Below are 358 nucleotides of genomic sequence, written 5' to 3' on the forward strand. Positions count from 1 at the left end.
GCAGGAAGAAGCTCGGTGCGTTCTCGCTCTTCGCCTCTTCGATCATCTCGCGTCCCCGCTTGCTCAAGATTTCGAACGTGTCAGGAGTAGCGCCCGAGACTGTCATCTGTCGAGATAGCCAGCGCTTCGAGCCCCATGGCAGCTGCAGCAGCATCCGAGGCTCTCTGATCCGGAGCGTCATCGCCCCAGTTCCCGGACGTCCCAGCGCCCGAGAATTGTCCATGTGAATCAGTCGGCATGCCATGATGATACGAGTTGAGCGCACTGAGTAGCAGCGTTCTCAGGCTGGTCGGAACATCTGTCGCCATGTACAGCCAGAGATCAAAATCATCGCTGTCGCTGGACAGCTTGTCGCTTC

Annotated in this window: 1 protein-coding gene; it reads right to left on the reverse strand. The window is 58.1% G+C overall.

The genetic code is table 11. From position 1 onward, the window contains the following. Window positions 1–80: 80 nt before the first annotated feature. Window positions 81–358 (reverse strand): hypothetical protein (locus RVY79_RS18060; protein WP_317465903.1); only part of this gene is annotated, 278 nt, incomplete at its 5' end.

The sequence above is a fragment of the Chromohalobacter sp. HP20-39 genome (assembly GCF_033052815.1).
Classification (GTDB): Bacteria; Pseudomonadota; Gammaproteobacteria; order Pseudomonadales; family Halomonadaceae; genus Chromohalobacter.